Genomic DNA, 14,069 nt, shown 5'->3' on the forward strand with positions numbered 1-14,069 from the left:
AGTGTACTGGGGAAAGGCTAAGCTTTGGCATGATTCTAAGTGCATTGTCTCATGCGGCGGTGCACCTCTAGAAATTGAAAAGGGGCGAGGTTAACCCTATGTGGCCAGCGGAAGGTCGACAACGGGCCATCATCGAGGCGGTGACGCCGGAAATCGACGGTGGGCGCTACGCCATCAAGCGAACGGTGGGGGAGTACGTGGTGGTGGAGGCGGACATCTTCGCCGATGGCCACGACCAACTCTCGGCGGTGCTCAGTTTTCGCCAGGCCGGGGCAACAGACTGGGAGGAGCTCTTCATGGAGCCCATCGGCAACGACCGCTGGCGGGCCCAATTTCAGGTCACACAAATTGGCCAAGCCTTTTACCGCATCTTGGCCTGGGTGGATCCTTTCCAAACCTGGCAGCAGGATCTGCACAAGCGGGTGGCTGCCGAGCAGGATGTGGCGGTGGAGCTGTTGATCGGGGCGGAGCTAGTGGAGCGGGCCGCCCAGGCTCAAAGCGGGGATCTGGCGGCAAAGCTGCGCAACTACGCCCAAATGCTCCGCCAAGGCGGGGATCCGGCTATCGAGATCGCCCTTTCCCCAACCCTGGGATCCCTGATGCAGCTCTACGGCGAGCGCCGCTTCGTCACCGCCTACCCGGAGCGACGGGTTTGGGTGGATCCGGAGAAGGCCCGCTTCAGCACCTGGTACGAGCTGTTTCCCCGCTCCTGCGGCCCTGACGAGCACACCCACGGCACCTTCCAGGATGTGATCGCCCGCCTGCCGCTGCTTGCCGAGATGGGCTTCGATGTGCTCTACCTGCCCCCCATCCACCCCATCGGGCGCACCTTCCGCAAGGGCAAAAACAACTCTATGACGGCAGAGCCGGAGGATGTGGGCTCTCCCTGGGCCATTGGCGGGCCAGAAGGCGGGCACAAGGCCATCCATCCCCAACTGGGATCTCTAGAGGATTTTCATCGCTTGGTGGCGGAGGCCAAAAAACTCAACATCGACATCGCCCTGGACATCGCCTTCCAGTGCTCGCCGGATCACCCCTATGTGAAAGAGCACCCGGAATGGTTTAGAAAGCGGCCCGACGGCACCATTCAATATGCGGAGAACCCGCCCAAGAAATATCAAGACATCTACCCCCTCGACTTTGAGACGGAAAACTGGCAGGCCCTCTGGGAGGAGTTAAAAAGCGTTATCGAATACTGGATCGACCAGGGAGTCACCATCTTTCGGGTTGATAATCCCCACACCAAGGCTTTTGGCTTTTGGGAGTGGTGCATCGGCCAGATCAAGGCCAAGCACCCGCAGACAATCTTTTTGTCTGAAGCCTTCACCCGCCCCAAACTGATGAAATCCTTGGCCAAGCTGGGCTTCACCCAGTCTTACACCTATTTCACCTGGCGCAACGACAAGTGGGGCCTGACGGAGTACTTCACCGAGCTCACCCAAACCCCGATGCGGGAGTACTATCGCCCCAACCTCTGGCCCAACACGCCGGACATTCTGAACGAGTTCTTGCAAAAGGGGGGACGCCCGGCTTTTATGCTGCGCCTCATCCTGGCGGCCACGCTGGGGGCCAGCTACGGCATCTACGGCCCCGCTTTTGAACTCTGCGAAAACCGTCCCCTCCGCCCCGGCAGCGAAGAGTATCTGGACTCGGAAAAATACCAAATCCGTCACTGGGATCTGGACGCACCGGATAACTTGCGGCCTCTGATCGCGCAGGTGAACCGGATCCGACGGCAAAACCCGGCTTTGCAAAGCGACTGGAGCCTTGTGTTTCACCCCACCGACAACGAGGCCCTGATCTGCTATTCCAAGCGCACCTTTGATGGCAGCAACCGCATCTTGGTGGCGGTCAACTTGGATCCGTTTCACATTCAATCCGGCTGGGTCACCCTCAACCTGGGGGCTTTGGGTTTGGAACACTGGCAAACTTTCAAGGTGATCGACCTTTTGGATGGCCAGCAGTATTCCTGGCAGGGATCCACGAACTACATCAAGCTGGATCCCTGGACGATGCCAGCCCATATTTTTCTCGTCGAAAGCTGAACAAAGATCTAGCAGTCGGTCAATCTTTCTCTTGGGCCGAGCGCACCATCAGCACGGGGCAGCCGATGTGGACCCGCACATAGTCGGAGATGGAGCGCCCCAGCAGCCGATCCAAGTCGGGGATGCTGCGGGCAATGCTGGGCCGGCGATCTGGGGATCCCATCACCAGCAGGTCGGCCTTGCTCTCTTCCGCCAAGCGGACGATCTCGGTGCCGGGATCCCCGACCGCCGTAAACACCTGGTGGCCGATTTGGCGGCTTTTGAGGGTGGCAATGGCTTTGTCTATAACCTCGTCCCGGCCTTGGGCATCGGCATCCAGTTGTACCGAGGCCAGAAAAATCTGGGCCCCTGAGATGCCGGCAACCAGATCCAGGGCCGTGGCAAAGGCGACCTGGGCGGCAGGAGAGTTGTTGAGGGCCACCATGACATGGCTGGGGTACTTGACGTAGGCGTCGTCTTTGACCAGCAGCATGGGGCAGGAGGCGAGCTGGAAGACGTATTGGCTGACCGAGTTCTGCAAAATGGCCATGATGCGGTTGCGCCCGCGGGATCCCATCACGATCAGGGGATTGGGCAGGGACTCGGCCACCTGCAACACCACCACCTTGGGATCCCCTTCCACCAGTTGAGTGCTGATCTTCAACCCAGGCCGCGGGGGAAAAGTCTGCAGCGTCTGGGCCAACAGCTCCTGTCCCTTTTGCCAGGCAGCGCGCATGTCCTCAGCAGAGGTCTGGGAAGGCACCGCATGCAGCAGGGTTACATGGCACTGGGCAAAGGCCGGCAAAGATAGCAGCGTGTGCACCATTTGCTCGGTGGGGCCGCTGCCGTCGATGGCGGCAACGATGTTTTCAAAGCGAGGCATGGGATCCGTTCTCCAGGCCAAGGTTTGCCAAGTCTCATCCTAGATCTGCCTCTGCCGATCCCTGTTGCCGAGGTGGATATCCCGCAACATTTTGTTGAGTTTTAGTAACTTAGCCACACATAGCCGGTGAAGCCACCGCCGGCATTGGTGTTGCGGCCTGTCAAAAACTGAAACCCCCCTAGCCCCAGGGTCAGCCCCTCCTCTAGGCGCCAGTTGAGCTGGCCGGAAAGCTTGAGGTTGTTGTAGTCGGGATCCTGCACCGCCACATCCCCAAAGAGGAGCGGGGCGCCGTTGCCAAGGGTGAAGTCGCCATCCAAAGCCACAATGGCCTGCACCTCAGGGCTGAGATCCGTCCCAAAGGTCAAGTTGGCCTTGAGACGGTCGCCGGGGTAGCCCAGGTAGTCCCGAAAGGTCAGACAGGAGTCGAAAAAGGCGGGCAGGGATCCCAGCTTGCCTGAGGCGGCCAGGCCGGCGCTGAGGTCGTAGCCGAAAACCCCATAGCCCAAGGGCAGGGGGGTGTTCTGGGTGGCATATCCCGGCGGGATCAGGGCCGTCAACTGGGCCGAGAAAAAGGGATCCCCCTCTCCCCAGGTGTGGCGCAGGCCCAGCTCCAGATCCCGCAGGCCCTGGTTGCGCTGGGTAACGGTGTCAGCCCCGCTGGCAAAGCGATTTTCCAGGAAAACGTAGCTGGTGTTGAGGTTGAGGGTGAGGCGATCGCTGAGGCCGGTTTCGCCAAACAGGTTGAGGCGGGTCTCGCCGTACTCGGAAAGGGCCTGCTGTAGGCGTCCCCCCTGGTCAAAGCGGGTGCGGGGTTGGTACACCTCGGGCTGGAGCGAGAGAAACGTCTTCCCTGCCCCGCGAGGGAAGCCGCAGCCGGCCCAGGCCGGCAGCTCCCACCCCACCAAGACAAGGCCCAGGCCCAGCAGCCAGCTTCTTGCCATTGCCAAAGGCTTCATCTAGGGATCCCTCTCGACGGCGCCGCCGAGGAGGATTGTACCTGCAGAGCTCCGTTTTGGGCCTTCGTCTCCATCCACCCTAGCTGGGGCTGAGGCTGCAGGGATCCGGCTCCAGCACAATTCCGGTGGGGGCAAACTGCGTAACCCAAAACTCCACATCCTGAAACTGGCGACGCAGGCTGTCGCGGGCTTGGGCGGCCAGCTCTAGGCTGGGCATGATCCCGAAGACCGTTGGCCCCGACCCCGACATCAGAGCTCCCAGTGCCCCTGCCGCCAGCAGCGATTGGCGCAATTCGCCCACAATCGCATACTCCGGCAAAACCACCTGTTCCAGGTCATTGCGCAAACTCCTGGCCAACGCCGGCAGATCCTGACGGCTGAGAGCCGCCAACACCTGCGGCAAGGTGGGCAGTGCAGGCCCCAAGCTCTCCTGACGAGAACGAAAGGCCTGATAAGCCCAGGCGGTAGAAACCCCCAGGTGCTTGGGTTTGGCCAAGAGCACCGGGATCCCTTCCCAATCGGCCAGCGGCTCCAAAACTTCCCCGCGTCCGGTGGCCAGTTGCGTTCCCCCTTGTACACAGAAGGGAATGTCGGATCCCAGGCGGGCTGCCAAGCTCTGCAACTCTCCCACCGTCAGGCCCAAGCCCCACAGTTGGTTCAACCCCACCAAAACTGCCGCCGCATCAGCCGAGCCGCCTGCCAAGCCTGCTGCCACCGGAATCTGCTTTTCGAGGCGAATCTCCACTCCCATAGTGGCCTGACACTCTTTTTGCAGCAGCTCAGCCGCTTGGTAGGCCAGGTTGCGGGCATCTGCCGGCACTTCTGGGCGATCGCAGGTGAGGTGGATCCCGTGGGGGCAGCACTGCAACTGGACACGATCTGCCAACTGAATGCTCTGCAGCACCATCGCCACCTCCGAATACCCATCCGGACGGGATCCGAGGATTTCCAGGTAGAGGTTGATCTTGGCGCGAGCCATCAGGGTACAGGCTTGCATGGGGCAAAACTCTGGGTTAGCAACAACTCTCAACTCCCCTCAGCCTGTACAGACCTGTTCAAAACCCAGGCTTATCCGGGGAGCTCTTCCAGCCCGATTCTAACGGCAATGGATCCCTCCAGCTCTAGTTGCCGGAGCGAGGCCATGGCCCCAGCCACTCTCCACCGCGAAAGCGCCAGCGGGGAAACAAAATCCGCATCACCACCCAAGCGCTGAGGTAAAGGCAAACCCAGACCACGCTGTAGTGGAGAATAAAATCCCCCAGGTCAAACCGTTGGCTTGGGATACGGGGAAGGCCCACCAGCCTCAGGACTGTGCCCAAGAAAAGCCCTTCCCAAATGCCGGCCAAAAGCTGCAGGATCCCAGGCCAATCGTGATCCCACATCCACCCCATCAAATAGTTGTACACGACATCCCAAACACAGCCAAACAGACCTACGTAGAACAGCACCCAAAAATAGATGAGGCTGCCGCCATGTCCGGTGAGACCAAAATAAAAGGGTAAAGTCGCTAAAACACCTACCGTAGCTAACAAAAAAATGCGGGTTTGCCAACGGCCAATGAGAGTTGGTGTCATTGTTTCCTCCAGTTTTGTTGGCCAAAATCGCTAGTTCGTTTGGCTTCAGTTCAAAGGCTAAGGGCTGAGGTTCAAGGCCCACTTGCACCACTGCCACAGGGATCGGATCCCTTCCAGACCTTTAACGCCTGGCGCCCGCAGCCGAGCCAGGTGCTCCACCGAGCGATGGGCGCAGTACTGCAAGCCCAAAAACGTATCCACCGGCGCATAGGGCCCACCCAAGGTGATGATCCCGGCAGCATACATCCGCCCATCCCGGTTGCGCATCTCCACCAGCTCAAAATCGTTGGAAACATGTAGGCGTCCGTGGGGATTGAGGGGCAGATTGTAGCGGGTAATCAGGTCGTTGAGGAGAGGATGGGTCATGGGATCCGAAACCAAGCCCGTGCAATCGATAACGAAATCGGCTTCCACCTTCAATTGGGTGTTGTTGTGGGTACCTCGAATGTAGGTCACCGGCTTGCCCTTGTCGCCGAGAACCACCGATTCCACCTTGCCAAAGACAATCGAGTACCAGCCCTCCTGTAGCCCTTGCCGCACGATCCGCCGCCACTTGCGCCGGCTTGCCGTTGTGGTGCCGCCCCAGGCTTCCAGCAGTTCGCGCCGTTCCAGGGGGGTTGCTGCTTCCAATTTGGCGCGCAGAACCCCGCCCCAAGTGCCTTTGGGCCAGTTGAAAGGCTGAAACTCCCAATGGTTTTCCACCGCCCGTTTGGCCCGTCCGAAGCGATTGCCGCCTTTGGGCGCACGGCTCAGATGCACCACCGAGATGCGGGGGTTGACTTTGCGGGCTTGGTAGAGGCGCTCCATCACCTGGGAAGCGACGATCCCAAATCCGCGGATCAAGACCGTGCCGCCCTGTTTTTCCAATTGCTCATAAACGTGATCATGGGGCTCGTATCCATGTACTACAGATTTCAAATCTCCTGTTTGTTCCCGAAACTCTTGCAGGTCGTTGAGCAATTTGATAGCCGGATACCCAGTCGCCAAATGCAGGTACTTGGCCACCATAAAGCGGTGATCTGGGTGGCCGGGGCGCGTTGCCGAATAGGCCACCACATATCGCCCATCCTCCGTTTTGCGAATGGCGCGAATATGGCCGTAACAAAGCATTTGATCCCAGCCAATGCGAGCCGCTTCCCGATCCATCGAGGCGAATACATCCCCCGCCCGCGGCGTGTAAGTATCTGCCAGCAAAGGTTCACTAAACACCTGCCACAAAAAGCCAAATGCTTCCAACAATCGGCCGGAGAAAAAAGAGCGCCAAGCATCTCGCAAGGCATAGCCGGGCCAGCCCCAAATGTTGTCCGGGCAAGAATCGGAGCCGGAGCGAATTCGCTTCCAACGGGGGATCTGGCAGTTGGTCAACAGCCGTTCATACCGTTCGTAGGGTTTGCGGGCAATGCTGATGACGCGGATGTGTTCGGATCTGACCCCATAGATGCGCAGGGTATCCACCCAGACAAAGCTGCCCATACCGCCGCCCAACGCCAAATAGAGGGTCTCCTCCACGGGTAGGCCGGTGGCTTTGAGAGCGCTCAGGGCAATTTGCTCGGCTCGAAACAAGTCCGGTGGCGGAAAGTCTGAGCTGGCCCGCACCTCGGGGAGTTGCTCCGGGGCGAAAACCACCGTGGAAGCCGGGGGAACCTCAAATGCGGTGTCGGGTTGGGTGGCCGGGCGAATGAGGTCGGTGCGGGGCTCCAGCAAAAGGGTAGGGGTGCCGATCAACAGGGTGGCGTTGGGATCCCTCAGCAAACTGACGGTGATGCTGTAGGGGCCGAGCTCCACCACTTCCCCGCCCTGCAGCACCCGGCGTGCTTGTCGGATTTTTTCCCCATTGATGCGGCTGCCGTTGGCACTGCGATCCTCGTAGATGACCTGGCCACCCTCACCGAGATAGATAAGGGCGTGGTAACGGGAGATCTCCTGGCTGGCAAATACCGCTCTGGCCACTTCTTGCCCCTGCCATTCCTGTGGCAATTGGGCCAGCTCTCTGCCCAAGGCGAGAGGCAATGGAAAAATTGGCTCCTGCTGTTCTTCGGTGATGGGATCTTCCCAGCTCAGTTGAATTTGCATAGCTTTTGTTCACCTCTGTAAAGGTAAAAATGACTCAATCGAGAACAACACAGAACAACGTAACCTCACGAGTCACCTTGGACTTGGCTTGGGATCCCTTTTGCAACTGCTGGGATCCAGGAGAAAAATGGAACGGTTTGGTTCTCTAGGCAGGAGATTGCGAAGCCTTTTCAGCCTCTGGAGGAGGGATCACCAGCGAAGCACTCAAAACCAAATGTCCGCAATAGGGGCAATTTTGGCCCTGATATTCCGGGGGCAGGTAGTGAGGGTTTTCCAGGCGGCTGCACTTAACCTTAAGGGTGTCCAAAGTGCCACGGCTCAGGGACACCCCTTGATCTTTCCTGGCAGCCTCTATAGACTTCACGCCCAGCACAATACGCCCCAATTGGATTTGGCTATTGGCCTCAAGCGCAAGCTCTTCCTGAATGATTTTTCGGCCATTCACCCAAATGGGGTTGGGCTGCTTAGGCGGCAAACGATCCCGCGTCAAGTTGCGAATGTAAAACTTTAGAGTTTTGGGATCGAGATAAAGCCCGGCATGCATTCCTGAGACCGAGCGAGTTGGGTCGTTGAGCACCACATCGCAGCCGGGATCCCGCCCGATGGTGACCAGCTTGGCGAGGACGGGCGAAACCGTTTGAGATCGGCGCCGGTCGGCTTCGGCCCATTCCAAAGTTAGTTGATACACAATTTCATGCTCCATAACCCAAGGCCTCCGTTCCTCGTGATCGACTTCAGCTTATCGAAAGGTCAGCTCCGGAAAAACAGAAGATGTCTTTTTTGTCAAAATTGTTATTCTTTGAGTCAACTGAAACCTATCCCCCTGAACAGAGGTTCGTGCTGATTGAGATCACCGGAGTTGAGCTCTCCGAATCACATTCCTGCTGAAGACAGCGTCCAGACGCTCCGCGCTGCCGCAGGTGAGCGTGTCCAGCCCTTCTCCCATCAGGGGAGATTGGGATCTACAAGCTGTTGGTTGACTGCGTTTGGCAGTAGGCCCAAGTCTGCAAGCACAGAGGTCTGATCTTATCGACTCCACACCGTACCTTTTTCAAAGCACTCCACTAAATGTGAAACTGCCGCTGCCCAGCCGCTCCTGCCGATCGAACACACTGATGGTGAGCTGATGGGATCCCGTTTGAGTGAGGGTAAAGCGATTTTGGGTTAGGGTCAGCCCTGTCACGGTGCAGGTGGTGGCCCCCACGAAGCAGCCGGGCAATTGAGCAGCGTCGAAAGCCCCTAAAGTAACGAAATTGCCTAGGGGAGTGGTGACGGAAGCCAAAAAGGCGTTGGAACCCCGGATCCCAGCCGGAGCTTCCACCCGGAAGGACACCACAAAAGTTGGAGTTTGCCCCACCGAGACGGTGCGCGGGGAGAGATCGGTGATGGTGAGGGAGGGGGCCGGTATCGGCGGCGGCAAGGGTAGGGGATTGCTGCTGTCGGTTGTCCCCCCGCATCCTGCCAAAACGGCGCTCAGGAGCACCAGCAAGGGGATCCGTCTGTGTGTGTGTTGCGCAGGCTGCATCGTTTCCCATGACCTCAAATGAGTTTGGTTTTGAGTTTAGGGCATCCCTCACCCCCGGCCCCTCTCCCAGGGGGATGACCCTCACCCCCGGCCCCTCTCCCTGGGGGAGAGGGGAGCTGTAAAGATGGGGGCAGTGGAATTGGCCGGAAAAGGTTCGACTCCTAGCCCAGGGGTTATCTCGACCGAGCCGGTCATCGAAAAGGAGAAAATCGGGCCGAAAGAGACCTTAGAATCCTTTGCCTATTCTCCTTGCAAGAGTCTCTGGCAGGCTGTGGCCATGGCCCAGTCCTCTTGGGCTGAGATCACCAGAACCCGCACCGGAGCATCGGAAGTGCTGATATCGCAGTTGCGGGGCGATCCGGCATTTAAAACCGGGTCGATTTGGATCCCCAAAAAATTCAGATCTGCACAGGCTGCCGCCCGCACCGGCGCTGAGTTTTCCCCAATTCCTCCAGAGAACACCAGCGCGTCCAAGCGATCCAGGCTCATGAGCATGGCCCCAATTTGGCTGCGCAGCCGGTGAACAAACAGATCAAAAGCCAGCTCGGCGCGGGCATGGCCGGCTTCCATTGCCTCCAAGATGACCCGCATATCGCTGCTCAGGCCGGAAACGCCCTTCAGCCCTGATTCTCGGTTCAAGATCCGATCCAGTTCATCCACGCTCATGCCCTGGCGCAACTGATGGATGAGAATGCCCGGATCCACCGACCCCGACCGGGATCCCATCATCAAACCCTCCAGAGGGGTATAGCCCATGGTGGTATCCACGCTTCTGCCTCCGCGAATGGCGGCCAACGAACAGCCGTTGCCCAGGTGACAGGTGATCAGCCGCAACTCTGCCAGAGGTCGGCCCAAGATCTCGGCAGCGCGGCGGGCGCAATGCTCGTGGTTAATGCCATGAAACCCGTAGCGGCGGATCCCTTGTTCAGCCCAGGCATAGGGGAGGGGGTAGAGAGCCGCTGCCGGAGGCATTTGTTGGTGAAAGGCCGTGTCGAAGACGGCCACCTGTGGGATCCCCGGCAGCAGTTGACCCAGCAGACGAATGCCGGCCAGCGCGGCAGGGTTGTGGGCCGGCGCCAAGGGGATCAATTGCTCGATCGTCCGTTCCACCTCCGGCGTAATCAAAGTGGGCTGCCGGTACAGGGATCCCCCATGCACCACCCGATGGCCAACGCCGTCGATCTCACCTGCCTCTGCCAGCAGGGATCCCTCCCCTTGCCAGAGGCTTTGAAACAGCGGGGCCAATTGGCCGATCCCCCCTTCGGGTGAAGCGGAGGGAAAAGGCTCCCACCCACCGCCTCGCCGGCGAGTTTGGATGAGGGCCTCCCCCGGCTTGTAGGTGAAATCCACCTGGGCTTGCCAGATGGGGGCGGCCTCCACCTTGCCCTCAACCGTCAGGAACAGAGAGGATTTGAGGCTGCTGGAACCGGCATTGATAACCAGAATATTCACAGCGTGTTTTCCACAAAGGACTCCGTCCCGCCAACGCAATCGGCCTCTGCAGGGCTTATCTGTGCAATTTCAACTTAACCCTCAATCTCGGCTTTGACTTCATGCAACCGTTGGAACTGCCCGCAGCTCCCTCAAGCACTTTGCGCTTGGCGCACCAGCCCGGTTGCCGTCAGAGCAGCCAAAGCCCGATCCCGGTAGCGGCCATAGCGCTCCTGCTTGTTGCGGAGCTTCCGCCCCTCCAGCTCTGGCAGCAGGCCAAAATTGGCCGGCATCGGCTGAAAATGCCTGGGATCGGCGCTGCTGATGAATTGAAACAGGGATCCCATCATCGTCTCAGGGGGCAGCGTGATCAAGGGCAGCCCCAAGGCCAGGCGGGCAGCGTTCTGTCCGGCCAGCCACCCTCCCGCCACAGCACAGGCATAGCCTTCGGTGCCCACCAACTGGCCGGCGGCAAACAGCGTCGGTCGGCGACGAAATTGCAAGGTTGGCCACAAAAGCTGGGGCGAATTCAAAAACGTATTGCGGTGCATCACCCCAAAGCGGACGAACTCCGCTTGTTCCAGGCCGGGGATGAGCCGAAAAACCCGCTGCTGTTCTCCCCATTTCAAGTTGGTTTGAAAACCCACCAGGTTCCACAATTGCCCTGCTTTGTCCTCTTGTCGCAACTGCACCACCGCGTGAGGACGGGATCCCGTGCGCGGATCCACCAAGCCCACCGGCTTCAAAGGGCCAAAACAGAGAGTCTCTTTGCCCCGGCGCGCCATTTCTTCAATCGGCAGGCAGCCCTCGAAAAACTTGCGCTCCTCCCGCTCAAAATCCTTGAGGGGCGCCTGCTCCGCCGTCACCAGCGCCTGCCAAAACCGTTCGTACTCCGCCTCCGTCATAGGGCAGTTGAGATAGGCTGCCTCCCCTTTGTCGTAGCGGGAAGCCTGAAACACCACCGCCCGGTTCAAGGAATCCCCGGCGACAATGGGGCTAGAAGCATCGAAAAAGCTCAGGTATTCCAGGCCCGTAAAGGCTTGCAGCGCCTTAGCCAGGGGATCGCTGGTCAGAGGGCCGGTACAGAGGACGGCAATGCCCTCCGGGATCTCCGTCACCTCCTCCCGGCGCAGAGTGATGCGGGGATGGTTTTGAATGGCTGCCGTGAGAGCCTGGCTGAAGCGGGCCCGATCCACCGCCAATGCCCCTCCTGCCGGCACGGCATGGCGATCCGCCGTCGCCATCACCAGGGATCCCAGTTGTCGCAGCTCTTCCTTGAGCAGCCCTGCCGCCCGATCGCTGGCCGCAGCCCCAAAGGAGTTGCTGCACACCAGCTCCCCCAACTGATCGGTGTGGTGGGCCGGGCTCTGGCGCACGGGGCGCATCTCCGAAAGGAGGACAGGCAACCCCAACTGGGCGATTTGCCAGGCGGCCTCTGTCCCCGCCAACCCCCCGCCCACCACATGAATGGGGGCAGAGGTTTCTGCCGGTGCAAGCGCTGGGCTGGCTGGATGGCTCATCGCAACCTCCGAGAAGACCCTCAACCTTAAACTTTAACGAAGCAGAGCCCCCCATTCTGCTGGGAGCGGTAGCCGGCCTAGGTCAGGCCCACTATACTAAACTAACCATTGGCCTGGCCCGACCCATGTAAAGCAAGTAACGGAGAGGGCCGATACGTTTGCATGCCCACTGACATCCAGGATCCCCACCCATGACGGAAACAGCTGACCTTTGGCCACAGCTTTTGGGACAGTTGCTGGATCGGCAATCTCTGAGCGAAGCCCAAGCCGAACAGTTGATGAACGGCTGGCTGCAGAACCAAGTGCCGGATGTGGTGTCGGGGGCGATCCTGGCGGCTCTGCAAGCCAAGGGGGTCAGCGCCGGTGAACTGGCCGGAATGGCGCGGGTGCTGCAGCGGGCTTCGCTGGGATCCCCGCTGGACTTGCCCCTGTTGGTGGATACCTGCGGCACCGGCGGCGATGGAGCCGGCACGTTTAACATTTCTACAGCCGTGGCCTTTGTGGTCAGTGCAGCCGGGATCCCGGTGGTGAAGCACGGCAACCGTTCGGCCTCTGGCAAAGTCGGCTCGGCAGATGTGCTGGAGGCCCTGGGGGTGAACCTCAACGCCGAGCCAGAGCGGGTGCGGGCGGCGGTGGCGGAAGTGGGCATCACCTTTTTGTTTGCGCCTCACTGGCACCCGGCCATGCGGGCGGTGATCCCCTACCGGCGGGCCCTCAAAGTTCGCACCATTTTCAACCTGTTGGGGCCCTTGGTCAATCCTTTCTACCCCAACCGCCAGGTGATCGGGGTGTACGCGCCGGAGCTGGTGCCGGTGATGGCCGAGGCCCTGTGCCTGTTGGGACGGGAAGGAGCCGTGGTGTTGCACAGCCGGGAAGGTCTCGACGAGGCTGGGCTGGAGCGGGCCACGGATCTGGGCCTGCTCTCCCAGGGATCCCTGCGCACAGAAGTCTTGAACCCACGAGATTACGATCTCACACCTGCGCCCACCTCGGCTCTCCAGGGGGGAGACTTGGCGGAAAATGCCGCCATCCTCACCCGCGTCCTCCAGGGATCCGGAGCACCTGCCCAGCAGGATGTGGTGGCCCTCAATGCCGCTTTGGCTCTGCAGGTGGCGGGAGCTGTTCCCGATTGGGGATCCGGAATTGCCCGAGCGCGGGAGATCCTTGCCAGCGGCGCCGCCTGGGATCGCCTGCAAAAATTGGTCGATTTTCTGGCTTCCTAAAACTCCCGCCCTCGCCCAAAAGCCAACACCTCCTCCACCCCCAGGCGAGGCTTGCGGGGCAAGTTGCCCGGAGCTGGGTAGCCCACCGCCAGGAGCATCACCGGCACGTAGCGGTCGGCAATGCCGAACTCCCGCTTCACCCCTTCCGGGTCAAAGCCGATCATCGGCCCGCTCACTAACCCCTTCGCCTGCGCCGCGATCATCAAGGCCATGGCCGCCAGCGCCCCGGAGCGAATCGCCTCATCTCGCGCCAAAGCGGGATTGTTGGCGTAGGTGGCTTGGGCCATATTCACCCAGCCTTCCGCCCGATCAGGAGAGAGGATCCCGGCAGCAACGGCTCTCTGGACAAGTTCAGGCAGCTTCTCATGCCCCCGCAGATCCCCCAAGATGATAAACACCACCGCCGCATCCGCCACTTTCTGCTGGTTGTAGGCCAGGGACTTGAGGCGTTCTTTGTCCTCGGGATCGGCAACGGCAACGAACCGCCAGTGCTGGATGTTGAAGGAAGAGGGGGCTTCCGTAGCATAGGCAACCAGCTCTCGGATCTCCGCTTCCGATAGACGACGGCTGGGATCAAACCTGTCGGCGGAAATCCGCTCTTTCAGGGCGGCTAGGGCGTCCATAGGGATCCTCTGAGGTGTCGGTCAAAGGCTGCTGCCCCCAAAGGCGGAGGCAAGATTGGTAAATGCTATACATTCCGTGCTCAAACGGTCTGCCTTCTTTGTTATCTCCTTTTTTTGGGCCTGTGGCAACCGGGTGAGGCATGAGTTGGGCTTTGGCAGAGCAGGCGAGCGGGATCCCTGACGCAAAGGCAGGTATGATGGAGAAGTAACCCGGTCTGGTCTGGATCCTGGGGTTAA

General features: G+C 59.9%; 12 protein-coding genes. 2 read left to right on the forward strand and 10 right to left on the reverse strand.

Annotated features, from left to right (window positions below):
- The first annotated feature begins 98 nt into the window (after positions 1-98).
- Complete coding sequence (locus tag NW862_RS07020; protein ID WP_414427051.1) at positions 99-2,045, forward strand: alpha-1,4-glucan--maltose-1-phosphate maltosyltransferase; 1,947 nt, start codon at positions 99-101, stop codon at positions 2,043-2,045.
- Positions 2,046-2,064: 19 nt separating this feature from the next.
- On the opposite strand, the gene NW862_RS07025 is transcribed toward NW862_RS07020, so the two are convergent.
- From NW862_RS07025 to trmFO, 9 genes are all read right to left on the reverse strand, one after another.
- Entirely contained in the window at positions 2,065-2,907 is an 843-nt protein-coding gene (locus NW862_RS07025; RefSeq protein ID WP_414335360.1) for a universal stress protein, read from the reverse strand.
- Between the two features lie 101 nt (positions 2,908-3,008).
- Positions 3,009-3,863 carry a hypothetical protein gene (locus NW862_RS07030; RefSeq protein WP_414427052.1) on the reverse strand — a complete coding sequence of 285 codons (855 nt, stop codon included), beginning with the start codon at positions 3,861-3,863 and terminating at the stop codon, positions 3,009-3,011.
- Between the two features lie 79 nt (positions 3,864-3,942).
- Positions 3,943-4,860 carry a 4-(cytidine 5'-diphospho)-2-C-methyl-D-erythritol kinase gene (gene ispE / locus NW862_RS07035; RefSeq protein WP_414349272.1) on the reverse strand — a complete coding sequence of 306 codons (918 nt, stop codon included), beginning with the start codon at positions 4,858-4,860 and terminating at the stop codon, positions 3,943-3,945.
- Positions 4,861-4,984: 124 nt separating this feature from the next.
- Positions 4,985-5,437: a hypothetical protein gene (locus tag NW862_RS07040; RefSeq protein ID WP_414335364.1), complete on the reverse strand. Its 453-nt coding sequence runs from the start codon at positions 5,435-5,437 to the stop codon at positions 4,985-4,987.
- 57 nt (positions 5,438-5,494) lie between these two features.
- The gene (locus NW862_RS07045; RefSeq protein ID WP_414349268.1) at positions 5,495-7,510 is read right to left on the reverse strand and encodes an FHA domain-containing protein; all 2,016 of its coding nucleotides are present in this window, start codon (positions 7,508-7,510) and stop codon (positions 5,495-5,497) included.
- Between the two features lie 145 nt (positions 7,511-7,655).
- The gene (locus NW862_RS07050) at positions 7,656-8,213 is read right to left on the reverse strand and encodes an FHA domain-containing protein (RefSeq protein WP_414427053.1); all 558 of its coding nucleotides are present in this window, start codon (positions 8,211-8,213) and stop codon (positions 7,656-7,658) included.
- A gap of 348 nt (positions 8,214-8,561) precedes the next feature.
- Entirely contained in the window at positions 8,562-9,035 is a 474-nt protein-coding gene (locus NW862_RS07055) for a hypothetical protein (RefSeq protein ID WP_414335370.1), read from the reverse strand.
- 240 nt (positions 9,036-9,275) lie between these two features.
- On the reverse strand, positions 9,276-10,487 hold the full coding sequence (locus NW862_RS07060) for an acetate kinase (protein ID WP_414335372.1): 1,212 nt from the start codon (positions 10,485-10,487) through the stop codon (positions 9,276-9,278).
- Between the two features lie 131 nt (positions 10,488-10,618).
- Positions 10,619-11,986 carry an FADH(2)-oxidizing methylenetetrahydrofolate--tRNA-(uracil(54)-C(5))-methyltransferase TrmFO gene (gene trmFO / locus NW862_RS07065; RefSeq protein ID WP_414335374.1) on the reverse strand — a complete coding sequence of 456 codons (1,368 nt, stop codon included), beginning with the start codon at positions 11,984-11,986 and terminating at the stop codon, positions 10,619-10,621.
- A gap of 191 nt (positions 11,987-12,177) precedes the next feature.
- Between trmFO and trpD the strand changes: the two genes are divergently transcribed.
- Positions 12,178-13,209 carry an anthranilate phosphoribosyltransferase gene (gene trpD / locus NW862_RS07070; protein WP_414335480.1) on the forward strand — a complete coding sequence of 344 codons (1,032 nt, stop codon included), beginning with the start codon at positions 12,178-12,180 and terminating at the stop codon, positions 13,207-13,209.
- Here trpD and NW862_RS07075 read toward each other — a convergent pair.
- Entirely contained in the window at positions 13,206-13,832 is a 627-nt protein-coding gene (locus tag NW862_RS07075; RefSeq protein ID WP_414335478.1) for a nitroreductase family protein, read from the reverse strand. The genes trpD and NW862_RS07075 overlap by 4 nt on opposite strands.
- Between the last annotated feature and the right edge of the window lie 237 nt (positions 13,833-14,069).

This window comes from Synechococcus sp. H55.8, assembly GCF_047462375.1.
Taxonomy (GTDB): Bacteria; Cyanobacteriota; Cyanobacteriia; order Thermostichales; family Thermostichaceae; genus Thermostichus.